General features: G+C 62.7%; 18 protein-coding genes. 7 read left to right on the forward strand and 11 right to left on the reverse strand.

Features of this window, described 5'->3' with window-relative positions; genetic code table 11:
- Nucleotides 1-39: 39 nt before the first annotated feature.
- The 10 genes from PLO63_12525 to PLO63_12570 all read right to left on the reverse strand — a co-directional run bounded on the left by PLO63_12525 (nucleotide 40) and on the right by PLO63_12570 (nucleotide 11,562).
- On the reverse strand, nucleotides 40-1,242 hold the full coding sequence (locus PLO63_12525; GenBank protein HOI74960.1) for an HlyD family efflux transporter periplasmic adaptor subunit: 1,203 nt from the start codon (nucleotides 1,240-1,242) through the stop codon (nucleotides 40-42).
- Between the two features lie 81 nt (nucleotides 1,243-1,323).
- Entirely contained in the window at nucleotides 1,324-3,687 is a 2,364-nt protein-coding gene (locus PLO63_12530) for an ABC transporter permease (GenBank protein HOI74961.1), read from the reverse strand.
- Nucleotides 3,688-3,691: 4 nt separating this feature from the next.
- Entirely contained in the window at nucleotides 3,692-4,438 is a 747-nt protein-coding gene (locus PLO63_12535) for an ABC transporter ATP-binding protein (GenBank protein HOI74962.1), read from the reverse strand.
- Nucleotides 4,439-4,722: 284 nt separating this feature from the next.
- Nucleotides 4,723-5,172, reverse strand: a complete 450-nt coding sequence (locus PLO63_12540) for a universal stress protein (protein HOI74963.1) — start codon at nucleotides 5,170-5,172, stop codon at nucleotides 4,723-4,725.
- Nucleotides 5,173-5,280: 108 nt separating this feature from the next.
- Entirely contained in the window at nucleotides 5,281-6,318 is a 1,038-nt protein-coding gene (locus tag PLO63_12545) for a mechanosensitive ion channel family protein (GenBank protein ID HOI74964.1), read from the reverse strand.
- Nucleotides 6,319-6,399: 81 nt separating this feature from the next.
- The gene (locus PLO63_12550; GenBank protein HOI74965.1) at nucleotides 6,400-7,899 is read right to left on the reverse strand and encodes a trehalose-6-phosphate synthase; all 1,500 of its coding nucleotides are present in this window, start codon (nucleotides 7,897-7,899) and stop codon (nucleotides 6,400-6,402) included.
- 420 nt (nucleotides 7,900-8,319) lie between these two features.
- A complete protein-coding gene (locus PLO63_12555; GenBank protein HOI74966.1) occupies nucleotides 8,320-9,555 on the reverse strand; it encodes a glycosyltransferase in 1,236 nt (411 codons plus the stop codon).
- Nucleotides 9,552-10,211, reverse strand: a complete 660-nt coding sequence (locus PLO63_12560; GenBank protein HOI74967.1) for a DUF5752 family protein — start codon at nucleotides 10,209-10,211, stop codon at nucleotides 9,552-9,554. The genes PLO63_12555 and PLO63_12560 overlap by 4 nt, the downstream gene beginning before the upstream one ends.
- 14 nt (nucleotides 10,212-10,225) lie before the next feature.
- On the reverse strand, nucleotides 10,226-11,008 hold the full coding sequence (gene otsB, locus PLO63_12565; protein HOI74968.1) for a trehalose-phosphatase: 783 nt from the start codon (nucleotides 11,006-11,008) through the stop codon (nucleotides 10,226-10,228).
- 401 nt (nucleotides 11,009-11,409) lie between these two features.
- Nucleotides 11,410-11,562: a hypothetical protein gene (locus PLO63_12570; protein HOI74969.1), complete on the reverse strand. Its 153-nt coding sequence runs from the start codon at nucleotides 11,560-11,562 to the stop codon at nucleotides 11,410-11,412.
- Between the two features lie 339 nt (nucleotides 11,563-11,901).
- On the opposite strand from PLO63_12570, the gene PLO63_12575 reads away from it, so the two are divergent.
- The 7 genes from PLO63_12575 (at nucleotide 11,902) to PLO63_12605 (ending at nucleotide 23,297) form a co-directional block, all read left to right on the forward strand.
- Nucleotides 11,902-13,473, forward strand: coding sequence for an L-lactate permease (locus PLO63_12575; protein HOI74970.1), 1,572 nt, complete (start codon nucleotides 11,902-11,904; stop codon nucleotides 13,471-13,473).
- A gap of 2 nt (nucleotides 13,474-13,475) precedes the next feature.
- Nucleotides 13,476-14,093, forward strand: coding sequence for a metallophosphoesterase family protein (locus PLO63_12580; protein HOI74971.1), 618 nt, complete (start codon nucleotides 13,476-13,478; stop codon nucleotides 14,091-14,093).
- Between the two features lie 258 nt (nucleotides 14,094-14,351).
- Entirely contained in the window at nucleotides 14,352-15,710 is a 1,359-nt protein-coding gene (locus PLO63_12585; protein HOI74972.1) for a biotin carboxylase N-terminal domain-containing protein, read from the forward strand.
- A 242-nt stretch (nucleotides 15,711-15,952) separates the two neighbouring features.
- The gene (locus PLO63_12590; GenBank protein ID HOI74973.1) at nucleotides 15,953-18,643 is read left to right on the forward strand and encodes a PKD domain-containing protein; all 2,691 of its coding nucleotides are present in this window, start codon (nucleotides 15,953-15,955) and stop codon (nucleotides 18,641-18,643) included.
- Nucleotides 18,644-19,232: 589 nt separating this feature from the next.
- Nucleotides 19,233-20,255, forward strand: coding sequence for a sugar ABC transporter substrate-binding protein (locus tag PLO63_12595; protein ID HOI74974.1), 1,023 nt, complete (start codon nucleotides 19,233-19,235; stop codon nucleotides 20,253-20,255).
- A gap of 38 nt (nucleotides 20,256-20,293) precedes the next feature.
- Nucleotides 20,294-22,231: a sensor histidine kinase gene (locus PLO63_12600; protein ID HOI74975.1), complete on the forward strand. Its 1,938-nt coding sequence runs from the start codon at nucleotides 20,294-20,296 to the stop codon at nucleotides 22,229-22,231.
- The gene (locus PLO63_12605) at nucleotides 22,221-23,297 is read left to right on the forward strand and encodes a response regulator (protein ID HOI74976.1); all 1,077 of its coding nucleotides are present in this window, start codon (nucleotides 22,221-22,223) and stop codon (nucleotides 23,295-23,297) included. Before PLO63_12600 ends, PLO63_12605 begins: the two co-directional genes overlap by 11 nt.
- 99 nt (nucleotides 23,298-23,396) lie before the next feature.
- Here PLO63_12605 and PLO63_12610 read toward each other — a convergent pair whose 3' ends face one another.
- Nucleotides 23,397-24,806 carry a DUF2254 family protein gene (locus PLO63_12610; GenBank protein HOI74977.1) on the reverse strand — a complete coding sequence of 470 codons (1,410 nt, stop codon included), beginning with the start codon at nucleotides 24,804-24,806 and terminating at the stop codon, nucleotides 23,397-23,399.
- Nucleotides 24,807-24,904: the final 98 nt, after the last annotated feature.

Here is a 24,904-nt window from a genome sequence, read left to right on the forward strand (position 1 = left end):
TGCCTACCGATTTTTCCACTTTCCTGTATCGTTATCCCCTCACCTCCCCGCCCCCTTCACCTTCCCCCCCTCCTTCACGGTGTCGTCGGGGCGGGCGATGACCTTCTCGCCCTCCTTGAGGCCGGAGAGGATCTCCGCGGTGAGGCCGCTGCGCTTGCCCACCTGGACGATGCGCTTCACGGCCTTCCCGGTGTCGGCGACGAAGACGGCCCAGTCCTGGCCGGAGCGGAAGAGCGCGCTGGCGGGCACCTGGAGCACATCCTTCCCCTCCCAGACGATGAAGGTCGTATCGAGGCGGAAGCCGTCCCCGAGGGCCTTCCACTGCTCGGGCGCTGAGGTGATGTCCACGAGGACAAGGGTCCGCTGCTCCTCCACGCCCAGGCTGGAGATCTTCGTGAAGCCCGCCGGCTCGACGATCCGGATGGTCCCCAGGAGCGGCTGCTCGCCGCCCCACCGCTTGAACTCCACGCGCATCCCCTTGCGGAGCTGCACCGCGTCGGACGACAGGACCTCCACGCGCACTTCCAGGTCCGCCTGGTTTCCCAGGTCGAGCAGGGGCTCGCCCTGCTGCACGGCGCCCTCGCTCTCCCGGTAGATCCGGAAGACCCGTCCGGAGACGGGGGAGATGACGGAAGCGACGCCCCGGCCTCCCGGCCGGCCGGTCGAGTAGTCCTGCCCGGCGGTCCGGGCCCGCTCCAGGTCGGAACGGGCGACACCCACGGCGGCTGTGGCGGAGGAAAGGTTCGCGCCGGCCCGCCTGGCGTCGGCCTCGGCCTGGTCCAGCGTGTCGCGGGCGATGGTGCCCCTCTGGAACAGATTCTTCATGCGCTCGTGGCGCTGCCCGGCATAGTCGGCATCCGCCCGGGCGGCCTGCTCCCGCTCCTGGGCGGCCTTGAGCGAGGATTCAGCGGCCGAGACGGCGGCCTTCGCCTCGCCGTGGCTGCGGGGATCCAGGGCGGCGGACCGCAGGGGCTCCAGTTGCGCCACGGCCTGCCCCTTCTGGATCGCGTCGCCCACCTTCAGGTCGATCCGCCGGAGGAAGCCTGGCACCGGGGAGGAAACGGTGAAGCGGTCCTTGAGGCGGGTCCGGCCCTCCTCCTCGATCGTCACCTGCAGCGTGTCCTTCCTGGCCGCGGCCAGCTCCACCTCCACGGCCTTCGGCAGAAAGCCGTAGATCGTACCGGCGGCGGCGAGGGCGATGACGGTGATGACGAAGATCCTTCTGCGCAGAACGGGTGTCATGGGTTTTCTCCGATTGGTTTCCGCGGAGCCCGGCGCGCCAGGCGGGTGGGGAATCCCCTCCCCTTGCCTGCGGCGCCGCGGCTACTCGCGCGTTTTCAATACCTCAACAAGGTCCAGCCGATCAAGCTTGCGGCGCACGATGAGCGCCGACACGACCGCCGAGATCAGGACAACGGCCGCCGCCATCGAGTACGTGGGCGGATCCAGCACCATGGGGATCCGGAACAGGTCGTTCGCCAGCGCCCAGGCGATGAGCAGGCAGAGGCTGTAGCCGATGAGAAATCCGAGCGGGATGGCCGTCAGGACCAGGAGCCCCAGCTCCCCCAGGAGGATGTAGGACACCTCACCCCGGGTGTAGCCGAGCACGCGGAGGCTCGACAGCTCCCGGCTCCGCTCGGACAGCGCGATCCGGGCGCTGTTGTAGACGACGCCCACGGCGATGGAGCAGGCCATCAGGGTCGCCACGAAGGTGAAGAACAGCATGCCCTTGGCCTGGACGTCGTAGAAGTTGCGGATCTCGTTCGTCCGGAGCGTGATTCCCGAGACCCGGGGCATCCGGATGAACTGGCGGTACAGCTCCTCCCACTTGTTCGTGTCCGCTGTCAGGTAGGCCCCGGAAACGGCGTCCCCCTGCTTCAGGAGCCGGTTCAGCGCCGAGAGATCCATCGTCCCGGTCGTCCCGATGAACTGCTTGCTCATGGCGGTGACGGGGATCTGCAGGACCTCCCGGTTCCCCTCCAGGACCTCCACCGTGACCGTGTCGCCGGGCTTCACGCCGAGGAGCTCCCCCAGGTAGTCGCCGAGGAGAAGTCCCGAGGAGGGGATCGGAACGGGCTTCCCCTTGTCGTTCAACTGGCTGTGAAGGCGGCCGTCCGGCTCGACCCCGTCGATGACGGTCTTGTAGCTCCTGTGGCCGAAGCGGAATCGCACGGGCACCTGGCGGAAGCCCTCCACCCGGTGGACGCCTTCCAGGCCGGCCAGGTCGTAGACGACCCGGCGGGATGTTGGCTCCACGAAGGCCACCGTCATGTCCTCCTTCTGGGAGACCCGGAACTGGACCTGGACCAGGTAATTGACGGCGTCCGAGAAGAAGCCGCTCGTCAGCATGGTGGCGCAGGCCACGGCGATCCCGAGGATCGACAGGAACGTCCGGACGGGCTTCCGCTCCACGTTCCGGAGGATAATCCGCGAGGGCTGGGAGAGCCACCGCCCGATGCCGATCTGCTCGAGATAGGAGACCCGGTACTTTGCCGGGGGCTCGGGCCTCATGGCCTCCGCCGGCGTCTCCCGGGCCGCCCGCCAGACCGCGTGCAGCGTCCCCGCCAGGGCCGAAAGCACACTGATGCCTGTCGCCGCCAGCATCGTCAGCAGGTTGATCCGGAGGACCAGGCTGGGGAACCGGTAGACATCCATGTAGAGCTGGCCCATCCTCTGCTCCAGCCAGATGCCGAGCACCGAGCCGCCGGCCAGCCCGAGCAGCACGATCAGGATGACCAGCTTGGCGTAATGGATGGCGATGTCCGCGTTCTCATAGCCGAAGGCCTTCAGGGCGGCGATCTGCTCGCGCTGGATGCTGACGGTCCGGCTGATGACCACGTTGAGGAGGAAAGCGGCGACCAGGATGAAGATGGTCGGGTAGATCTCGGCGCTCCGCCGGAGCATCCGGAACTCCTCGGAGAGCATGCGGTTCGACATCTGGTCCTTCCGGGCATAGGCGCCGAGGCCGCCGTACTTCTCCAGGATCATGTCCAGCTCGGTGAGGATCCGGCCCGTGTCGGCCCCGGGCTGCACGGCCAGGACGACGTCGTTGAAGGCGCCGTCCATGTTGTAGGACTTGCCCAGGGCCTTGCGGCCCATCCAAAGGATGCCGAACCGCTTGAAATCGGGGCTGAGGGCCTCGGGCCGCATGATGAGGACGAACTCCGGCGAGAGGCCGACGCCGGTGATGACGAGATTTTTCTTCCGGCCGTTGATGATCGCCCCGATCCGGTCGCCGGGCTTGAATCCGTGGGCCTGGGCGAAGGTCTCGCTGACGACCGTCTCGTCGTCCCGGGCCGGATCCGGCATCCGGCCGCTCCGGATATAGAGCCGGTTGAGCAGCGGGCTGCCGTGCTCCGGGACCGAGATCATCTGGGCCGTCACCGGCTCGGGGAAGCCCTCGATGTCCAGCTTGACCGGGGCCACCACGCGGGTCTCCGCGACGGTGACGCCGGGGATCGCGGCAATGCGGCTCCGCAGGCTCTCCGGGGCCCGCTTCAGGGACACGAAGACGTCGGCGAAGGCGTAGTCCCGGTAGAAGCGGTCCCGCGTCGCCGTGAGGGACTCCATGGCGCCGATGAACATGACGAAGGCCGCCATGCCGCTCGTGATGACGATCGCGATGGCCAGGGCCTGCCCCCTCATGATCCGCAGGTCCCTGAAGACTTTCCGGTTCAGTGCCTTCATGGCCTCACCAGTGAAGGTCCTGCGGCGCCTTCTTCTCGGTGTTCACCGTCACCTGGGAGATCCTCCCGTCGCTCAGGTTGATGACGCGGTCCGCCATGGCGGCGATGTCCACGTTGTGGGTGATGATGACCGTGGCCGTTCCCAGCTCGCGGTTGACCCGGTCCAGGGCCTCGAGGACAACGATGCCCGTCCCGGAGTCGAGGGCCCCCGTCGGCTCGTCGCAGAGGAGAACCTTGGGGTTCTTGGAGATCGCCCGGGCGATGGCGACGCGCTGCTGCTCGCCGCCGGAGAGCTGGGCGGGAAAGTGGTCGAGCCGCTCCGCCAGGCCGACCAGGCGCAGGGCCTCCTCGGCCCGCATCGGCTCCGAGGCGATCTCGGTGACGACCTCGACGTTTTCCCGGGCCGTCAGGCTGGGAATGAGGTTGTAGAACTGGAAGACGAACCCGACGTGGACCCGGCGGTACTCCGTCAGCTCCTTGTCGCCGGCCTTCGTCAGGCTGATGCCGAGGTAGGAGACCTCGCCTCCGGATGCTGTGTCGAGGCCGCCCAGGATGTTGAGGAGCGTTGATTTTCCGCTTCCCGACGGACCCAGGAGGACGACCAGCTCGCCCGAGTAGAGCTCCATGTCCACCCCGCGCAGGGCGTGGACCTCCAGCTCGCCCATCCGGTAGACCTTGGTGAGCCCCCGGACCTGGAAGACGACGTTGTTGTCAGTTTGATTCCGTGGCGATGCAGCGTTTCCCTTGGCCATTGCGCCGTTCCCCGTTCAAGCGTGGGCGGATGCCCGTTGCTGCTGATTCCGGACGTCCGCGGCGCGCATCATTCCATGTTTCAGGGGGATTGCACAAGGATCTTTTCGGAGGAGCACAAAAAAGCCGGGCGGCGGGGGCCGCCCGGCTCGTCGGGAAGAACGCCCGGACCGGACCGGATGGAACACGAAACAACGGCGACGGGGAAAGGGTGTTGCGGCGGCACATCGGTGCCGCTTTTCTCCGATTTGCGGTCCCGGTCATCCGCCGGTGCCGGGCGCGAGCGTTACGTCCCGGGCTGCTTGGGCCTGACAAGCAGGACCGGGACCTTGGAGTCGTGAAGGACCCGGAGCGCGACACTGCCGAAGACCCACTTCTTGAGGCCCGAGTAGCCGTGGGAGGCAATGACGATCAGGTCCATTTCGTTTTCCTTCGCATACTGTACGATCGTTTCCGCCGCCCGCCCCTCCAGGATGACGGACTTTACCGCCACATTTTCCGCCGCCAGCGACTCCTCGATCCGGTTCATGTACTCCTGCCCGCGACCGAACTCGAACTGCACGACGTCCAGGACGTTTGCCCCCTCCGCCACCCAGTGGGCCGGAACCTCCACGACATAGAGAAGGGTCACGGATCCGACGCATCCCCATCCCTCCTGCGCCATCTTCCTCAGCTCGTCGAGGGCGCATTCGGCAATGGAGGATCCATCCAATGGCACAAGGACATTCTTGTACATGATGCACACCTCCTTTCCTTGCCATCCATCGGCTCCCCGTCGCGACCGGGTCCTCCGGCAGCGCGCGGGGCGCGGTTCGTCTCTCCTGAAACCCCGTCTCCGGCCGGCCTAAGCCGCCGACTCCATGTAGACGGTACGGATCGGGAAGGGAATCTCGATTCCGTGCTCGTCGTACGCCCGCTTGAGTCTCTTGACGAACTCGTGCTTCACGAAATACTGGTCCACGAACTCTCCGACCCGGAGGATCACCGTGAAATCGATGCTGAAATCATTGAACGTATGATACCGGATAAAGGGCTCGAAGGCGGCGACCCCGCCCTGGGCCTCCGCCAGAACCCGCGCAGCCGTTTCTATCGTGACGCGCTCCACGATCTCCAGGTCGCTGTCATAGCTGACGCCGACTTCGACCAGGACGGACATCTCTTTCTGCGGGTGGTCGTAGTTGGTCACGATGGCCGAGGCGATCTTGGAGTTCGGGACGATGATCAGGTTGTTGGCGAGCGCGCGGATCGTCGTGTACCGCCAGTTGATGTCCGTCACAAACCCCTCCTCCCCGCTGCCCAGGCGGATATAATCGCCCTGGCCGATCTGCCGCGAGGCGATCACCTGGATCCCGGCGAAGAGGTTGGACAGCGTGTCCTGAAGGGCCAGGGCGACGGCCAGGCCCCCGACGCCCAAGGCCGTCAGGATCGGCGTGATGGAGATCCCGAGGGTTTGGAGGATGACCAGGAATCCGATGATGAAGACGACAATCCGGGTGATGTTGGTAAAGATCGTGTTGGCGAAAAAAGCACCCTCCGCCCGCTTCCCGTAGCTGTTCATGAAGCCCTTCGCCATCCGGGCCAGCACAATCGTAACCGTCAGGATCGCGAGGACGACGATCGCCTTGTCGGCGTTTCCTTCCGCGGCAGAAGAGAGCGACGAGGCGTGCACGGCCCCGTAAACACCCGCCAGGGTGAACCAGATCAGGGGCATGCGCCGCAGCGACTCGGCCAGGATATCGTCCACGTCCCACGCTGTCCGGGCCGCCAGGGACCTCAGCCTGCGGAGAACCGCCACTTCGGCGACGATGCCGGCGGCCAGGCCCGCGGCAAGGAACAGGATGGGAATGATCCAGGGATAATCGGCAATCAGCTTGGAAAACATGGACCATACTCCTTTTCGTTTTTTCGATTCCTCGTTTCCGGGAAGACGGCGGCTACGCCGGCTGTACTCCCCGCACTTTACTCAGATCTGTTCCTCGACGGGCATGACCGTCTCCAGTTCTTCGAATATCCTCAACCCCCAGTCATAGATTGTATTCCGACGGACGTTGCGGCGCAGCCGCCTCATCCTCGTCTTCCGCTCCTTCTCCGTCATGTGGAAAGCCTCGTACATCGCGTCGGCGACTTCATCGACGTCGAACGGATTGACCAGCAGGGCGTCCGGAAGCTCCCGCGAAGCCCCTGTGTAGCGGGAGAGAAGAAGCACGCCGTCCTCGTCCGTCCTGGCCGAGAGGAACTCCTTGGCCACGAGGTTCATGCCGTCGTGGAGTGATGTCACCATGAGCACGTCGGCCATCCCGTAAGCGGCCAGAACCGAGTAATAATCGTGGTGGGCCCGGAGAAACCGGATGGGCACCCAGCCGTCCGTCTGGTGGCGCCAGTTGATCTCGTCGACGCGCTGTTCGATCTCGTCGCTCACGGTCCGGTATTCCTCCAGGTGCATCCGGGTCGGCGCCGCCAGTTGCAGGAGAGTCACCTTCCCGACCAGATCCGGATACCGCTTCAGCATGATGTCGAAGCCCTGAATCCGCTCCGCGATTCCCTTCGTATAGTCCAGGCGGTCCACGCCGACGTAGAGCTTCGTCTGCAGGACCTCCTCCCCCAGCTCGCGGATGAAGCGCTGCCGGTTTTCCGCGACCCGCTGGCTCGCTATATCCCTGCCGATCTGCCGGAAGTCGACGCTGATGGGAAAGGCCCGGATGTGCGTATGGTGTCCGCCCCGCTGGATCCGGAAATGCTCGTAATCCACCATGGCCTCGATTCCCCGGTCCACGGTGTCCATGAAGTTGTTGCAGTGATACTGGATGTGGAAGCCGAGGATGTCGTTTCCCAGGAGCCCGTCGAGCAGCTCCTCCCCCCAGGGGAGGATCCGGAAGGCCTCGCGGTTGGGCCAGGGGATGTGCCAGAAGTGGACAAGCTTCAGGTCCGGCCTCTCGTTCCGGAGCATCCGGGGCAGGAGGGCGAGGTGGTAATCCTGGATGAACACGACGGCGGGCTCTCCCCGGACCTCGTCGAGAATCGCGTCGCAGAACCTCCGGTTCACGGTCCTGTAAAGCTCCCAATCGTCCCGGGAGAAGAAGGGCCGGGTGTAGGCGATATGGCACAGGGGCCACAGGGCGCGGTTGGAGATGCTGTAGTAGTACCCGTTCTCCTCCTTTTTGGTCATCCAGACGCGCCGCAGGGTGTACTGGGGGTCCTCCGGCGTGATGGTGATCCTTCCCTTCCCGTCCGTCACGAGACGGTCCGCGGAGCCGGAGCCGTGGGCGACCCAGATGCCGCGGGTCGCCTTGACGATGGGCTCCAGCGCGGTGACGAGGCCGCTGGCCGGCCGGACCATCTCGATCCCGCTTGCGGTGCGCTCGTGCAGGCAGGGCTCGCGGTTCGAAACCACGACAACCCGGGACCCGCGGGTGGTGCGGGAGATGTAATTGCCCAGGTACTTTGAATCGATTAGAGTCTTCACGAGTCCTTTCCCCCTGCCGTACCCGGGATGGGAAGAAGGGTGCAACACCCTTCACCGGCGGCCACCGGCGGCATCGGTTACCCTGGTTTCCAGGGACTGCAGAATTTCAGCGAACGATCTCGCTGTTTGCCCGGGATGCGCGGTTTCTGTCAGTGTTGAGGAATGGACAATGGATTGCTGCGAAGATAATCAAACCGAGGGATTCAAACAAAGCCTTTGGGGCGTCCTTTATCGCACATGGCTTGGGACGTGTTTACGACGATACTGCCTTGACCATACCTCCTTGCTGACGTTAATGGGACCCTCAGAATGTGGAACGAAAACAATTCGAATCTGAATTCTTTCGCGTAGATATAGCAGAATACTCCTTGCCTGTCAACCCCCGGTGTCCGGCCCCGGTGTCCGGCCGGGGATCTCCCTTCAGCAGACAAGTCGGTTACCGCCACCCCGCTGGAGGTACAGGAACAGGGTCAGGTACTCCCGCAGGTGACGGTTCAGAAGAAAGTTCTCCCGGACGAACTCCCGGGCCGTCCGGCCCATTTCCTCGTACTTGTCCCGGTGATGGAGGAGGAAGCGGATCCGATGGGCCGCGCCCTCGGGGCTGTTGACAAGGTATCCCGTGTAGTGGCTGATCACCTGCAGTCTGATGCCTCCCACGTCGCCGCCGATCACGGGCTTCCCCTTCCAGAGCCCCTCCGTGACCGTGAGTCCGAAGCCCTCCCTGGTCGATTTCTGCAGGATGATGTCGGCGAGGCGCTGCAGGGCGTTTACGGTGTGGTGCGCGTCGGGAGGAAGCAGGAGGACATGGATGTCGCGGTCACCTTCCGCCGCCGCCAGGACTTCCTCCAGGATCTCCTGGCCCTCGGGGTCGTCCGTCGCGGTGCCCCCGGCCAGCACGAGCTGGATCGGAAGCACCTGCCGGACGAGCTGATAGGCCTGGATGACCCCGAGGGGATCCTTGAATCGGTCGAATCGGGAAACCTGCACGATGACGGGCCGGGAGCGGTCGATACGGTGCTCACGGGCGACGGCGTCCAGGTCGAGTTCCATAAGGTCCCGGTTCTTTTCGCTCAGGGGATCGATGCTGGGGGAAATGATGAACTGCGGGTGCGGCAGCGGCTGGGCGAACTGCGCCAGAGAAAAGATGCTCGCGTCATAGCCCGGCAGGTAGTCGCGGAGGGCTTGCCAGACCGGGCGGAAAGGCCTGCTGACGTCGATGTGGGCCCGCCAGATCCATTTACCCCTCCGGTTCGGCATCATGCCCAGAAGAGCCGCCGGCTGCGGATCGTGAATGACGACGATGTCCGCCTCCTCGAGGAGCGGCCGCAGGCGCTCCAGGTTCCGGCGGTTGACCTCTTCATATGCCTCCCAGTCCTGCTTCTTCAGGATCACCGGAAATCCCTGCAGCCCGTTGTGGATGCCCTTCGTGATCCCGAAGAATGCATTCGTCCCCTCGATCACTTCCCAGCTTGCGTCCAAGCCCAGCTCCGTCATCAGCGGAACCATCCAGTGCATGATTTCCGCGACGCCTCCCCCCTCCCGCGTGGAATTGACGTGAACCACACGAACTCCCTTCAGCCGGTCGCCAAGCCGGCGGAGCTGATCGATCACGGAGTTCCCGACAACGGGAGCATATGTCTCGAGAGTCGGGATCATCGGCGTTTCTCCATACAGAACGGATTCATGACCCGGATCAGGTCGTTCTTGAGTTCGTTCAGGGACTGGAAGAGGAAATCGAAGGAGCGCATCTCCATGATGGCCGGTACCCACGGCTCCCCGAACTCCTCCAGCCAAAGGGAGAAATCGTCCACCCTTCCCAGGGTGCGCCGTCGGGCCTCCAGGAAATGGAAATAGATGCTTCCCTTCGTCATTTTCTCGATGGCACCGGGCATGTCCTCGGGATAGAGGATACGGGCGCCCGTTTCGAAGACGAGCGTGACGGCCTCCCGGAAGTGGAATTCATGACCGGGAGACACCGACGGGAGAAAGGTCATTTCGTTGATCCGCTCGTCCAGGATGTCCAGAACGTCCGTCCGAAGCTTTTCCATGGAGGAGTATCCGTACGGGTCGATCACGCCGAGTCGCTCCGCCAGGACGTTTTCCTCGAGCTGGCGCTTCACCCAGACGGCGAAGTCGTTGCGGAAGTCGGGGTAGTCGAAGGTAGGCGCCAGGAGCGTCTCGCAGAAATGGTGGTAGATCACGTCGGGGGAACAGCAGGCGATCCGGTCCCTTAGTTCGCGAAGATTGAAGGCGGGGCTGAGACCGCTCATCCGGATCAGGAGCATGCAGTCCTTAACGAGAAAAGGCTCCATGAAACCTCCTGTCGCTACGCCAGGCCCGCAATGCGGCGGCACAGCAAAGCCAGCCGGGGGGGATCGGGAACCGGAATGGACTCCCGGCTGGTGGGAAAACGGGCGACCGAGATCGTCACCCCACCAAGGTGAGACACCAGGTCCATCGCCACGGCATCGTTCTCGTCGTCGCCGGCGTAAACGATCCGGCCCTTTTCCGCGTCCCGGCTCACGATCCGGCAGAGAACGGAGACACCGAAGGATTTGTCCAGCGTAGGAGAAAAAAGCACCTCGAACGCCTCCGGTGCGGCGCGGATCTTCAGCCCGTGAAGACCGGCCAGGGTCTCCAGCTCCCGCCTGACCTCCTCCTTCCTCTCCTCTCCGAGGCTGCGGACGTGGAAGGAAACCGTCCAGTATTTGTCCTCCATATCCACGCCGAGAGCGTCCCCAATGGCTGCCATCCGGGCGAATACCGCCGCCCGTTTGCCATCGACATCGTCGGCAAAGGCTTCCGCGTAACTGCGCCGCTCCCCCGTCGGGAGCATCCATTCCACCCCCATGCCGCCCCCCGCATAGACTCCGGGGATCCCAATCCGGGGATACAGGTCGTCCAGGCTGCGGCTCGACAGGACGGCCACCTGCTGCCGGGCCCGGAGCAGGTCCGAGAGAAGCCGGCGGCAGGACGGATCCATCACGGCCGCACTGCGGTCGGGGACGATGGGCGAAAGGGTTCCGTCGAAATCGAATATCCAGAGCCACCGCTCCGAGCGGGGCCGCTTGATCGTGTGCAGATTTTTCAGGGAAGGTTCCGGCGCCATGTTCAACGTTCACCCCTCGACAACCGGCGGACAATCCACCGGATTCAGATGTTCGTTTATACGGTCGCGGCTTCCGGTTCCCGCGTATTCGTGAATCTTCTCACGATGCTCCGCGGGGAATGAGAAAAAAGAAAGCCGCCATCCTTCGTTATCAGATGGCGGCCCGACCATTTGCAGAACTCCTCCGCGGACTCGAAAAATCCGCGGACCCCTTCACCGTGCGAAGTGCACGTTCCCTGGTTGCCAGGAATGACGCGTGAAAAGAGCGTGATTTTTAATACTACAGATTGACTGAAAATGCAAAGGGATCCGGAGGTTCGGCCGGGTCGGGCCGAACGGCGGCGGGAAGGATGCGAAAGGATGATGCAGAGCGGCGTCGCGTTCGCGCCGGCAGGCCCGGTTCAGGATTTCAGGGGAGCAACCACCGGAAGACGCTCCAGGAGCCCCGGAACGCGCACCGGCCTGCGGACGTTCATGCACAGCAGGCTCTGCCGGGGGCTGAATTCTTCCCGGCCCCTGGTCTTCACGCCGACGATCCCGGTTTCCATCATCATGATCCGGTACCTCCTTTCTTCGCTTGTCTCCGGTTGCAGGTTGAACGATGCCGATGCTTTCCGCCATTCGGGTTGTTCCGAATTTCAGAGGAAGAATGAGGAAATCCGCCCCCCGGAATCCGGAACTCGACCCCGGGAAAAGCGGCCGATTTCCCATCGGAGTCCGTCGCCCGGGGGGACAGACTGAATTCCATATCCCTGCCGGGCAGCGTCCGGGGAGGCCTTTTCCCTTGACGCCGCCGGGCCCCTCGTCTATACGCTCATGCGCCTGGTGGAAGCCCTGCCGCCGCCGTTTACGGCCATTCCCGGACTTTCTGCCTCCGGAAAGGGTATTGATCCATGCTCGGTCTGGTTCTCCTGACACTGCTGCCCATTGCGCTCATCATCTATCTCATGATCGGCCGGAGGTTCGCCGCCGACACGAGCGGAGTCATCGGCTGGCTCCTGACCGTCGTCATCGCCGTGGCCTTTTTCGGAACGTCTCCGGAGATGGGCATCCGCGCCACGATTGCCGGCATCATCTCCTCCTTCCCCGTGTCCCTGATGGTGGTCACGTCGATCCTCCAGATCACCTTCATGGAGGCGACGGGGGCCCTCCGCCGCATCGCCGTCTTCGTGAAGACCCTCGCTCCCGGAAACCGGGCCGTCCAGATCATGATGATCAACGTCGGGGCCGGCACCCTTCTGGTCGCCGTGGGGGCAACCCCGGTTTCCATCCTGCCGCCGATCATGATCGCCCTGGGCTACTCCACATTCGTCGCCGTCGCCCTGCCGGCCATCGGCTACGACGGCCTCTGCACCTTCGCCCTCCTGGGGGCGCCGCTGGTGGTGTACTCCGACCTCACCGGCACACCCCTGGTCCAGTCCGCCCAGGTCTTCGCCCGCTTCCTGCCGGTGATCTCCGTGCTCATCGGCTTCGGGATGCTCTGGATTGTCGGGAGGGGAAAACTCATGCGGAAGGGATTCATCCCGTGCGTCCTGGCGGGGCTGACCAACGGCGGCGTGGCCGTCGCGGTAGCCTACACGCCGTTTTTAGCGGCCGGCGTCGTCCTGACGGGAGTCATCTCCGGGGCCTGCACGATCGCCGTCATGGTGCTCTTCCTGGTCCTCCGGGGTGAGCCTGTGATGGACCGCGCCCTCCTGACCGACGAGGATCGGCGGATCGCGCGGGACATGCCCCTCTGGAAGGCCCTGTCCCCCTGGATCATCCTGGTGGCGGCGTCGTTCGCCGTCAATTTCTACGCCCCCGCGTTCGATCTCCTCTACCGGAAGATCGAGATGGCCGTCTCGATCCTCCCCGGCCAGTCCATCAAGACCCGGATGCTCTGGAATGCCTATACCTGGGTGCTCATCAGCACGGTCCTGGCGCTCCCTTTTCTCAGGCCCTCCGTGCCGGCCCTGCGGGAAACCCTGCTGAAATGGATGAAGCGAAGCCCCCGGCCCGCCCTGTCGGCGGCGATCTTCTTTGCCATCGCCTTCGTCATGAACAACACGGGTGCCTCCATCGAATGGGTGAACGGAGCCGGGAAGCTCGTGACCGACCACACGAACAACATGATCTGGGTCCTGGCCCAGGGATCGGCGGCGGCCTTCGGGACGCTCTATCCCTTCATCAGCGGCTACCTGGGCCTTTTCGGCGGCTTTATCAGCGGCAGCGAGGCATCCACCATCGCCATGTTCACGAAATACCACCTCCTCACATCCAAACTGCTCGACATGAACGCCCTGATCGTCACGGCAGCCACGGCCATCGGCGGCGGGCTGGCCAGCGTCATCTCGCCGGCGAAGCTCCAGAACGCCGCCGCCACCATCGACGCCCTGGGGATCGAGAGCCGGGTCATCCGGACGGCATTCGTCATCTCCCTCACGATCACCTTCGTAGCCGCCGCCATGGCATTCTGGATGGCCTGACCATGTGGATCGGAATCCTTGCAGACAGCCACGGCAACGAGGAGTCCACGGAGCGGGCCGTGAAGGCGCTCCTGGAGCGGGGCGCAACCTGCCTGATCCACCTGGGGGATCTCTGCGAATCCATGGAGGGAAAGCTGGCGGAGGGGATGCTTGCGCTGGCCCGGCGCCACGGAATCACGGTCATCAAGGGAAACAACGACCTGGCGGTGGAGAGGCTGCTGGACGAGAATCCGTCCCGCAGCCCGGAGGAGAACGCGTCAAGGGACTTCCTGAAAAACCTTCCCCTGCGGGTGGCCGTGGACGACCTGCTGTTCGCCCACTCCATGCCGGACGGAACGGTCCGCTCCGTTTACGACCCCATCGATGACGGCGGCGTGGACAGGGCGGCGGAGGTCTTCGCCCGAACAACCTTCACCGCCCTCTTCTGCGGCCATTCCCACAGTCCCGTTCTCTTTCGCCTGAAGCAGGGCAAGGTGATCCGGGAACCCGTCCCACCGGAGGAGGATCTTCCCTTCCTGCCGGATGAGCGCTACATCATCGTCGCCGGCTCCGTCGCCGAGGGGGAGTGCGCCCTGCTGGACACGGAGCGGCGCATCTACCGGAGAATCCCGCTCTCTTGAAAAACAGGTCGGATCGGATTTCTTTTGCGACGTAAAAACCGATCTGTTTTTTGGAGTGCGTAGAAGTCTTCCCCTTTCCTGCGTACAACTCTTCACAGATTCCTATCCGAAACATCAGCAATCGTCCGGTCCGTTTATGGAGAAACGCCGATATTGCAATATATTGGCATGGTCTAACCTGCCAATGGCCATAGGGGCATGCATCCTGCATTCCCCGGGCCGGTTCACAACGGATCACGGTTTCGAAAGGAGCGGACCTTGTTCGACAAGATCCTGGTTGCCAACAGAGGAGAGATCGCCGTGCGGGTCTTGAGAACCTGCCGGGAAATGGGGATACGGACGGTCGCCGTCTATACGGACGACGACGCAGGATCACTGCACGTCCGGCTGGCCGACGAGGTCCGCCGGATCGAATCGGGGGGCCCCGGCCAGGGGTACCTCCAGATGCAGGAGATCGTCACCATCGCAAAAGAAGCCCGAGCGAACGCGATCCATCCGGGATACGGCTTCCTGGCCGAAAACCCGCAGTTCGTCGGCCTGTGCGAGGAGAGCGGCCTGTCCTTCATCGGACCGTCCTGCGCCTCCATGGGGAACGCCAAGCCCAAGAACAAGGCGCGAAGCCTGATGAAGATGATCGGAATCCCCGTTGTCCCGGGCTCCGAGGAGGCCATCCGCTGCACCGATGGCGATGACCTGGACAAGGCCATCGAGACCGCCGAGGGGATCGGTTATCCCGTCATCGTCAAGCCTTCCGGCGGCGGCGGCGGAATCGGCATGCGGATCGCCAGGGACCGGGAAGAGCTTCTCAAGTGCATTCGTCATGCCTGTGTGCGGGGAACGCGGGCCTTCGGCATCTCTTCCTTCTACATCGAAAAGTTCCTCCCGGGAGTGAAACACCTGGAGTTCCAGGTCCTGGCCGACCGGATGGGACACGTCGTCAACATCGGCCACCGGGACTGCTCGATCCAGCGGAGATTCCAGAAGCTCATCGAGGAAACGCCCTGCCCGGCCCTTCCCTGCCTCCTTCGAACCAAGATGGGCGTCGCCGCCGTGGAGATCGCCATGGCCCTCCAAAGCGACAGCCTGATGACCGTCGAGTTTCTCTATTGCCAGGACACACGGGAATTCTTTTTCAACGAGGTCAACTGCCGCCTCCAGGTGGAGCACGGCATCACGGAACTGGCGACGGGCATCGACATCGTGAAGGAGCAGATCCGCATCGCCGCGGGCGAATCGCTGCCCTTCTCGCAGGAGGAAATCCGCTCCCGGCAGCACGCCATCGAATGCCGGATCACGGCGGAAGACCCGGCAAACCGTTTCCTCCCCAGTCCGGGACGTGTGACCCGCCTTCATCTCCCCCACGGGATGGGGGTCCGCATCGACGAAGGGATCGTAGAGGGATCGGAGGTGTCGATCCTCTATGACCCGATGCTGTTCAAGCTCCTGACATGGGGACGAACCCGCGACGAGGCGGTCATGCGCATGAAGCGCGCCCTCCGGGAAACCGTCGTCGAAGGCGTCCGCACGACGATTCCCTTCCACCTGAATGCCCTGGAAAGCGAAAAATTCATTGAAGGAACCTACACGACCCGGTTCGTGAAGCGCCTGACGGCATAGACAGACCTCTACATCAAACGGGGACGCGTAACCATTTCCGCCCGGAAGTCGGATGCGGGTCCCCCTTTCCTTCCGTTCGGTCCGGACATCCGGAACCGTCGCTCCATGAAACTCCACGCTGGATTCCGGTCCCGCCATGGGTTATAAGATGCCCGAAGACGCGGCCTTTCCAGCCCCCCGATTGTCCGGGCGGATGGATCCATCCGGCCCGCAATCGATCCCCTGCAAGGAGCATAAACCTCATGAAGCGGCATTCCCTGGGATTTCTGCTTGTCCTGGCGGGCCTTTTCGTCCTGCTCGCCGCCCGCAGCGCCTTCGCCTGGGGCGTCCTCGCCCCGGCCCAGACCCACCAGCACATCCTCCGGGAGGCCTACCGGCTCCTGGCGGCGGATCCCGCCTTCGATCCGAAGACATTTCCCACCCTCGAACAGATCCTCGCCTACGAGGGCGTCTCGTGGGTCAATGTGGAATTCACCGGAGCGGGCACGACCGGCCTGGACGTGAGCAAGATCGCCGGCCCCGGCCCCGACAGCAAGGGGAACTCCCCGTTTTCCATGCACTACTACAATCCCGCCCGGGGCGAGGGAGGCGGACCCGCCGCCGTGAAGCGCTACTTCCGTTACCTGGCGGAGGGCATGCTCACGGGGAAACGGGAGGCCCTCCCGAAGTCGGCGGCCTGGGGCGCCCACTTCCTGGCGGACATGCACTGCCCATACCACGTCAACGGCGTCTCGCGCGCCACGGCGGAGCAGATCCTGGCCGAGGCGGACAGGAGCAGGGGCGGGGACTCCCCCGTTACCCTGGGCGACGATGTCAAGGGACGGGTAACCCTCAGCTACCTCTCCCCCGTAAAATCCCTCAGCAACAACTTCCGCACGGAGCTGACCCGCTTTCTCAAGACGAGCGAAGACTGGTTCGATCCCTGGTACTACAACGGGGACTCGGAGACCCTGATGTCCGAGACCTCCAGCCACATAGCCTGGGAATCGACCGTCAACCCGGGCACGTATAACCTTTCCGGACACGCCCCGGGATGGCCGGCGGGGACGAAAACCCTTGACCGTGCTGTGGATGCCCGGGCCGAGGGCACGGCAAAGCTCGCCGCGTGGGCGGCGGGCCTCACCCGGTCACAGCTGGAGTATTTCTTCAACATTCCCGAGCCCGCCATCAATCAGGCCGTCCGAAGCGTCTACACCCTGTGGCGGGCGTCCTTCTCCGCCCTGGAGCCGGCACTCGAAACGAAAGAAGAGGGGGGCCTTCTCCTCGTCAAGGGATCGGTCCGGAACCGGGGAGGATGGGCACTGGAGCAGGTCGAGCTCCGCCTCACCCCGCAGGACTGCAGACTGGATTCGGGCGAGGCGATCAAATCCCTGGGAACCCTGGCCGCCGGGACCCGATCGGCGGCGGCGGAATGGAAGGTCAAGACGACGGAGAAACCCTGCAGCCTGAAACTGGAAGCCGCCGCGGCATCGGCCGCGCCCGACCTTCTGTATGCCAGGGTCGAGAAGGCGCTGGAGCCGAAGCCGGCCCTGACGATCACCCCCGCTCGTGCTTCGCTGACGAAGAAAGACCGGCAGATCTTCAAGGCGTATCTCATGGGGAAGGAAACCCGGGACGTCCTCTGGGGCATCCGGCAGGGCGCGGCAGGGGGAACGATCACGGAGGCGGGACTCTACTCGCCCCCCGAAGGCGGAGGGACGTTTGCCGTGACGGCCCGATCGAAGAAGGATCCGAAACTTGTCGGGGAAGCATCCGTCACGGTGGCGGGGATTTTCCTGGATCCGTCGATCGCCGTCGGCAGCCCGGGGACCGCCCTTTCCTTTGCCGCGAAATCGAGCCACCCGCCGGCGGTCCAGCGATACGACTGGACCTTCGGCGACGGCAAGGCCGCATCCACGGCCGCCGTCCCGCGGGCAAGCCACGCCTACGAAAAGACCGGCTCCTACCGGGTGACCGTGCGGCTGTACGACGGGAAGAGCGGAAAACTCGTGGACGAGGCGTCGGCCACCGCGAAGATCGAAACCGGGGAGGCCCTCCTGTGGCACCGGGAATACTGGGATTCCGGCAAAACCCGGGTCAAGATCGAATACACCTACTACGAGAAGAACGGCCGCAAGATCCAGCAGGGCACCTACCGGGCCTTCAACCAGAAGGACAGGATCACCTACGACGGGACGTACAAAGAAGGCTACCGGGGCGGGACCTGGACGGAGACGTCCTATCACCCGGGCGACATGACTCCCCGGATGGTGAAGACCGTCACGTACGCCGCGGACAAGTCCCAGAGCGGGACCATCAAGGAATATTATGAAGATGGGAAGCGATCCCTGGAGTACTCGTTCCGCAAGCCTGCCAATGCAATCAACGAGATCACGACGGGCCTCCGGACCTTCTGGTCGCAGAACGGCCGGGTGCTCGACCAGGGTTCCTACAACCAGGACGGGAAGAAGGTCGGGACCTGGAAAGGCTGGAACGAGCAGGGCAATCCCACCTACGTGGAAAACCACGACACCACCGCCCGGACCTACTGGTCCTACTACGACAACGGGAAGCTCAAGGATGTCTCCAGCTGGCTGAAGGACAAGCAGGTCGGGACGCTGGAGCGCTACTACGACACGGGGCAGATCTACACCCGTGCCACCTATTCGAACGGCAAGCTGGAAGGGACGGAGACCTTCTGGCACAAGAACGGCCGGAAAAGCAGTGAATCACCCTTCAAGGCGGGAAACGTCGACGGGGTCATCACCCGCTGGACGGAGAAAGGGACCGTCTGGTCGGTGGATCACTTCAAGAACGGCCAGATGGACGGGCTCTCCACCCAGTTCCACGAAAACGGCAGGAAGAAGTGGGAGCAGGTCTACGTGAAGGGGCGGTCGGTCGAAGAGACCAAGTGGGACGAAAAAGGGAACGTGACGTACCACAAGAAGCGCTGATCAAAAATACGTCCGGTCAGGACGCAGGGGCACGCAGGGTTGTCGATGGACCGGGCGCAAATCCCTTTTCCCGCCGACTCTCCGTGCGTCCCCGGCCTGACCGGACAATGGACCTTGCCCGGCACGGCAACACAAGGCAGACCCGGAACCCCCTGCGATCCGGGCAGCCGGGCGGGATTGCATTTCCCAATCCATTCATTTCAATCCGCCTGATCTGCGGATTCAGAAATCGTGCACAAGGGACGGACTTCGATCTGCCCGCTTTTACGCTGCATAATTCCAATCATTTCACAGCATCGACTCAATACACCTAACATGCTTATGCATTACGTATAAGCACAACCGGCATTGTCTATCCCTCTGTTCCATCCTATCCAATCCTCGAAGTTACAAGGCTTTTCCTGAAATACCGGCCGTCAACGTTTCAATGATCACCGGCACAAATGAACATTGCCGGATCCATCACACCGCGACGGCCGCTCTATGAGTTGACAGGCAGAGAAACCCCGAACTGGAGGCGGGGGCTCCGGGACGGGAACGATCCCCGGGAGCCCGATTCCCGGATCCATCAAGCAGGAGAAATACAATCATGAAGAAAATCGCCATCACCGTCGCTACGTGCCTGCTGACCATACTGGTCATCCTGGCCGCTTTTGAAGCGTGCAATGACGATCGATCCGCCGGCCCTCATCAGGACCGCCTGTACATGGCCGGCAGGCAGGCTCAGGATCCGCAGGGACAGCCTTCCCCGTCCGCTCATCGGACACGGGTCGCACTGGTGATGAAGACCCTGACGAATCCCTTCTTTATCGAGATGGAAAAGGGCGCCCGGCGGGCGGAGCAGGATCTGGATATCGAGCTGATCGTCAAGACCGGTGCCAAGGAGACTTCCGTCGATCAGCAGATTGCCATCATCGAGGAGCTGACGGAGCAGAAAATCGAAGCGATCGTCATCGCCCCCGCCGATTCCACCAGGTTGATCCCCGCCCTCCGCAAGGCCTGGGGAAAAGGTGTCGTTATCGTCAACATCGACAACCGCCTCGACCGGGAGCATGCCCGCAAGGCCGGCCTGAACAACATTCCATTCATCAGCGTGGACAACCAGCGAGGAGCCTACATCTCGGCGAAGCATGTGAGTGATCAGATAACAAGGCCGACAGAGGCGGCGATTCTCGAAGGGATCCGGGAAGCGGACAACGCCGTACAGCGGAAGAAGGGCGCCTTGAGGGCATTCCGCGAAAATCCGAATCTCTCCGTCGTCGCCATCGAAACAGCCAACTGGAAGATTGACGAGGCCTATAAAGTGGCGGGGCAGATTTTCCGGAGTCATCCCCGGATCGGTGTGGTCTTCTGCTCCAATGACATGATGGCCCTCGGGGTGATCGAATACCTGGACGAAAAGAAGCGGAGAGACGTCCTTGTCGCGGGCTTCGACAACCTGTCCGAGGTACAGGACGCTCTCCGGGCCGGAAAACTGCGGGTAACGATCGACCAGCAGGCGGCGGTGCAGGGCTACGAAGGGGTCAGGGCCGCCGTGGACCTCCTCCGGAAAAAGGACGTTCCCGCGGAGACACTGGTCGATGTGCGGCTGATCACGGGGAAAGACATCTGAATCCCCGTCGTCCCCGACATCTGAAAAGGACATCCGGCATGAAGCGCTGCATTCCATCCTGCATTCTGCTCAAGGTTTTCGCCTACCTGACCCTGACCGGCATCATTCCGCTCATCCTGTTCGGGATCATCTCCTACAACGTTTCTCTTCATGCCATGAATGAGTCCATTCATGATCTCACCCGGATGACGTTGAGCGCAAAAATGAATTTCCTGGAGCTGGTCATGGACGAGGTGGAGAGCCTGATGGCCAACGTGGCCGGCCACGACGACATCACGGCCGTCCTGAAGGAGGACCGGGAGGAAAAATCGCCGTTCAAGAAGCTCTCCACGCAGGCAAAAATCGGCTACATCCTGAGCGGCTACCTGAATCTCCGGGGCCTTGTCTCCATTGATATCTTCTCCATGTCCGGAACGCACTATCACGTCGGCGACACGCTGAACGTCGAAAACACGAAACTGGATCGGAAGGAGTCCCTCTTCGAAGCCGCCCGCGCCTCCAGCCGGCCGGTATACTGGGCGGGCATCGAGGAAAACGTGAACGCCCATTCGGCCCATCCCCGCGTCATCACGGCGGTCCGGATCCTGAAGACCATGAACATGCAGAGCCTCGTTGAAGAACCGCTGGGGCTCCTGATTGTAAATTACGACGCCCGTTACTTCCATGACACCTTCATGCAGGATACGCCGCGCTCCCAGACCTACATGGTGATTGACAGTCAGTCCCGGATCGTGTTCCACCCCGACCGGTCCTTCATCGGGACCACTGTGAACCCGGACTTCACGGCGAACCTCCTGATCCAGAAGCCGATGATCCCGTTCCGCAACCGCATCGGCGACCAGGATTACTCCGCCATGTACGGCCGCTCCGGAAAGAGCGGCTGGCTCCTCCTGAGCCTGACGCCGCAAAGGGAAATCGCATCGGCGCTGGCCGGAATCCGCCACAATACCCTGGCCATCGCGGCGGCCTGCCTCGTTCTGTGCCTTGCCTTCTCCCTGCTGCTGTACCGAAACATCGTCCGTCCCGTGAAAAAGATGACCGATCTGTTCCGGAAAATTCAGGACGGAACGATCCGGCCTGGTGTCCGGCTGGAAGAAATGTCCCGTGATGAGATCGGCGACCTCGTCCTCTGGTTCAACACCTTCCTCCGCAATCTGGAAGAGAAAAAAGAGGCCGACCGGAAACTGAAGCTTCAGCAGAAGGAGCTGGAGGAGCTCAACCGGACCCTCGAAGAGCGCGTCCAGGAGGAGTTGCAGAAAAACCGGGAGAAGGATGCCCTCCTCATCACCCAGTCCAGGCAGGCCGCCATGGGACAAATGATCGGAAACATCGCCCACCAGTGGCGGCAGCCCCTCAACGCCGTGGGAGCGCTGATTCAGCTCCTGCCGGAGGCCATGAGCCACGGGACCCTCACGTCGCGTTACCTGGATTTTCAGACCAAAAAGGCGATGGACCTGATCCAGTTCATGTCCCGGACGATCGACGATTTTCGCAACTTTTTCCGGCCCCGCAAGGAGAAGCAGTCCTTCCGCCTGCAGGAGGTCATCGCGAGCGCGATATCCTTCCTTGAAGGCAGTTTAAAAAACCGGGGAGTCATCCTGAATCTAAAGGTCCAGGATGATCCATCCCTGTACGGATTCCCGAACGAATACGCCCAGGTCATCCTGAACATCCTGCAGAATGCCCTGGACGTGCTGATTGAGCGGGAAATCGAACATCCGGAGGTCACCGTCTCCGCTTTTACAGAGAACGGGAAGGCCGTGGTCGTCATCGGTGACAACGGCGGCGGCATCGCCGAGGAAGACCTGGACCGGGTCTTCGATCCCTATTTTTCGACCAAGGAAGAAGGCAAAGGAACCGGCATCGGCCTGTACATGTCAAAGACGATCATCGAACAAAGCATGGCGGGGAAACTCTCCGCCCACAACACCCCTGACGGGGCGGAATTCAGAATCGAGGTGCCTTATGAATCCTGAGAAGAAAGCGTTGAACGACATCTCCCTCCTTTACGTGGAAGACGAGGAATACACCCTGGAAGCGGTAGGCGAACTCCTCAAGAACAAGGTCACCGAAATCAACCTCGCAAAAAATGGAAGGGAGGGCCTGCACTTCTTCAAGGAGCGGCATCCCGATATCGTTGTTACGGACATTCGCATGCCTGTCATGAGCGGCCTGGAGATGGCCAGGGAAATCCGCTCCCTGTCTCCCCGCACGGAAATCATTGTCACATCGGCACACGATGATACGAGATTCCTCCTGGACGCCATCGACCTCAACATCACCCAGTACGTGATGAAACCCATCGCCAAGGAGCACCTCTACTCGGCCATCGACCGCAGCGCCCACAATATTTTCCTGGAGAGGATGGGTAAGGAAAAAAAGGAGATGCTGGAGGAGCTCGTCCACGACCGGACAACGGAACTCCAGAAAGCAAGCGAGGCCCTGGACGCCAGCCTGAAGAAGCTGAAAAAGGCAATGGAGGCGGTCATCCAGGCGATGACCCTGGTGGTTGAATCGAGGGATCCCTATACGGCGGGACACCAGAGAAAGGTGGCGAACCTGTCCCGCGCCATTGCGGGGGAAATGGGACTTGATCCGGACAGGATCGACGGCATTCATATGGCCGGCGTCGTCCATGACATCGGCAAGATCTCGGTCCCGGCGGAAATCCTCAGCAAGCCCGCCGGTCTGTCCGAGCTCGAACTGCGCCTGATCCAGACCCATTCGGAGGCGGGCCACTGTATCCTGAAGGAAATCGACTTCCCCTGGCCCATCGCCGAGATCATCCTCCAGCACCACGAGCGCCTGGACGGCTCAGGGTATCCCCGGGGATTGACCGGAGACGGCATCATGCTGGAGGCGCGTATCATCGCCGTGGCGGACGTGGTCGACGCCATCGCCTCCCACCGCCCCTACCGGCCGGCGTTGGGCGTCGAGCGGGCCCTGGAAGAGATCTCGCGGTACCGGGGGTCCCGCTTCGATCCTTATGCTGTCGATGCCTGCCTGCGGGTTTTCCGGGAAAACGGGTATCAACTGATCTAAGGGTCCTCTCCGGCGATTCCCGATTCCCGGGAGCCGTATGGCTTTGCCCGCCGAAGCGCAACCATCAACCCGCCCGTCATGCCCGGCGACGTCCCGGTCTCATGTCGTCACGGATCCGGAATCCTCGAACCAGTTGAAAAACTCACGGATCTTGTCCTTCTGGTCCGGCGGAACGTAGTCGAAATTGACCCAGCGATCCGTAACTTCCCAGTAGCGCTCCCTCTCCAGGGCGAGGATCTCGTCCCGGATGGCCGCCAGCCTTTCCGGCGGCTCGTTCAGCATGTCCCGCCAGATATGCCTCGCCTGTTCCTCTTCCCCTTGCCCCAGGTAGAAACCAGCCAGGATGGCCTGGCTCTTCCGGACGCCCAGGAACGCGATCTCGTCAACGGCCGTTTCGGGCTCCTTGTCCAGGGTGAGGAAGATGTCGAGAAGCTCACGCCGGCCGGCAAATCCCCTCTCGTAGGCCTTCTCATTGAGCACCCGGAGATCGCTGGAGGCCGTGACCATGATGAACGGAAGGCCCGCCGTCACCGCGAGAAGGCCGTAATAGCGGAAGTAGGCGGCGATCTCCAGGGTGCGCTTCACGTCCCGCTCCATCAGGCGCTCGGCGAACAGGCGGTACTGGTTCAGAATGTTGAAGATCCCGTACTGGTCCCTGGCGTTGTGGCCGATGCGGAGAAAGGTGTTGAAATAGGCCACGATCAGCTCGACGGATTCCTCCAGGTTCTCCACCGCAGCGGATGCGGCGATCTCCCCCATGGCGTTGGAGACCTCCTGGACCATTTCCCGGATGGATCCCACCGCGGTGGTCAGGATGAACTCATACTGTTTCAGGACGGCCATCTCCGTCCAGGTCTTCGTGGCCTCGATCCGGGCGATGGAATCGTGGCAGAATCCATAAAAGCTTCCCGATTCGATGACGTGCCAGTAGGGCGGGTACTCCCGCTTGACGCTCAGGTAGTGGGTCAGGATCCTCTGGAGTGCACTGATGCAGGACAGTCCCAGGGAGCGGTCCATGCTGGCGATGGACTTGACGCCGATGTCGCCGATCTGCTCCACCGTGCCCAGAAACTTTCGCCGGGCCTCGGCCAGGTGCAGCGGATTCCGCCGGGCGGCCCGAAGGTGACCGAGGGCGGATTTCTCCAGGGAGCGGATGATGCTTTCGGGTCGCAGGAAATCGAAGACGAAGAACAGATAGGGAATGATGATGACGAAGCTGACGGTGAGCAGGACCAGGTAGATCCAGACAACGGCCTTGATGGCCGTTGAGGCCGGGACCAGTTTCGGTACCATGATCCAGACGTTGAAGACGATGATGAAAATGAAGAAGCTCATGACGGCGATGTTCACGCCGTTTCTCAGGAACAGGTCGCTGATCTTGGGGGAGTAGCGCGTGGCGGCCAGCTCGACGATGATGGCCACCACGGTGATGGACACCGCGAGCGCGGTTGTGGACACCTGGGAGAGGTTCCCCAGGTTCTCGAAGAGAAAGGCGTAATCGACGATCATCGCTCCCCGGACCGCCCCCCGGCGAATCGATGGAGGCGCCTCGTGAGATCATGCGGAAACCGGGCAAGGCCGGTGTACCCCCATCCGATCGGCCATCC

The organism is Syntrophales bacterium (genome assembly GCA_035363115.1).
In the GTDB taxonomy this organism is placed as follows: Bacteria; Desulfobacterota; Syntrophia; order Syntrophales; family PHBD01; genus PHBD01.

Bases quoted from the DNA above. Each gene is read 5' to 3' on its own strand.
- PLO63_12595 (HOI74974.1), top strand. From the start codon at position 19,233: ATGAAGAAAATCGCCATCACCGTCGCTACGTGCCTGCTGACCATACTG.
- PLO63_12600 (HOI74975.1), top strand. From the start codon at position 20,294: ATGAAGCGCTGCATTCCATCCTGCATTCTGCTCAAGGTTTTCGCCTAC.
- PLO63_12605 (HOI74976.1), top strand. From the start codon at position 22,221: ATGAATCCTGAGAAGAAAGCGTTGAACGACATCTCCCTCCTTTACGTG.
- PLO63_12560 (HOI74967.1), bottom strand. From the start codon at position 10,211: ATGGAGCCTTTTCTCGTTAAGGACTGCATGCTCCTGATCCGGATGAGC.
- PLO63_12540 (HOI74963.1), bottom strand. From the start codon at position 5,172: ATGTACAAGAATGTCCTTGTGCCATTGGATGGATCCTCCATTGCCGAA.
- PLO63_12535 (HOI74962.1), bottom strand. From the start codon at position 4,438: ATGGCCAAGGGAAACGCTGCATCGCCACGGAATCAAACTGACAACAAC.
- PLO63_12555 (HOI74966.1), bottom strand. From the start codon at position 9,555: ATGATCCCGACTCTCGAGACATATGCTCCCGTTGTCGGGAACTCCGTG.
- PLO63_12545 (HOI74964.1), bottom strand. From the start codon at position 6,318: ATGTTTTCCAAGCTGATTGCCGATTATCCCTGGATCATTCCCATCCTG.
- PLO63_12530 (HOI74961.1), bottom strand. From the start codon at position 3,687: ATGAAGGCACTGAACCGGAAAGTCTTCAGGGACCTGCGGATCATGAGG.
- otsB (HOI74968.1), bottom strand. From the start codon at position 11,008: ATGGCGCCGGAACCTTCCCTGAAAAATCTGCACACGATCAAGCGGCCC.
- PLO63_12580 (HOI74971.1), top strand. From the start codon at position 13,476: ATGTGGATCGGAATCCTTGCAGACAGCCACGGCAACGAGGAGTCCACG.
- PLO63_12525 (HOI74960.1), bottom strand. From the start codon at position 1,242: ATGACACCCGTTCTGCGCAGAAGGATCTTCGTCATCACCGTCATCGCC.
- PLO63_12590 (HOI74973.1), top strand. From the start codon at position 15,953: ATGAAGCGGCATTCCCTGGGATTTCTGCTTGTCCTGGCGGGCCTTTTC.
- PLO63_12610 (HOI74977.1), bottom strand. From the start codon at position 24,806: ATGATCGTCGATTACGCCTTTCTCTTCGAGAACCTGGGGAACCTCTCC.
- PLO63_12575 (HOI74970.1), top strand. From the start codon at position 11,902: ATGCTCGGTCTGGTTCTCCTGACACTGCTGCCCATTGCGCTCATCATC.
- PLO63_12570 (HOI74969.1), bottom strand. From the start codon at position 11,562: ATGATGATGGAAACCGGGATCGTCGGCGTGAAGACCAGGGGCCGGGAA.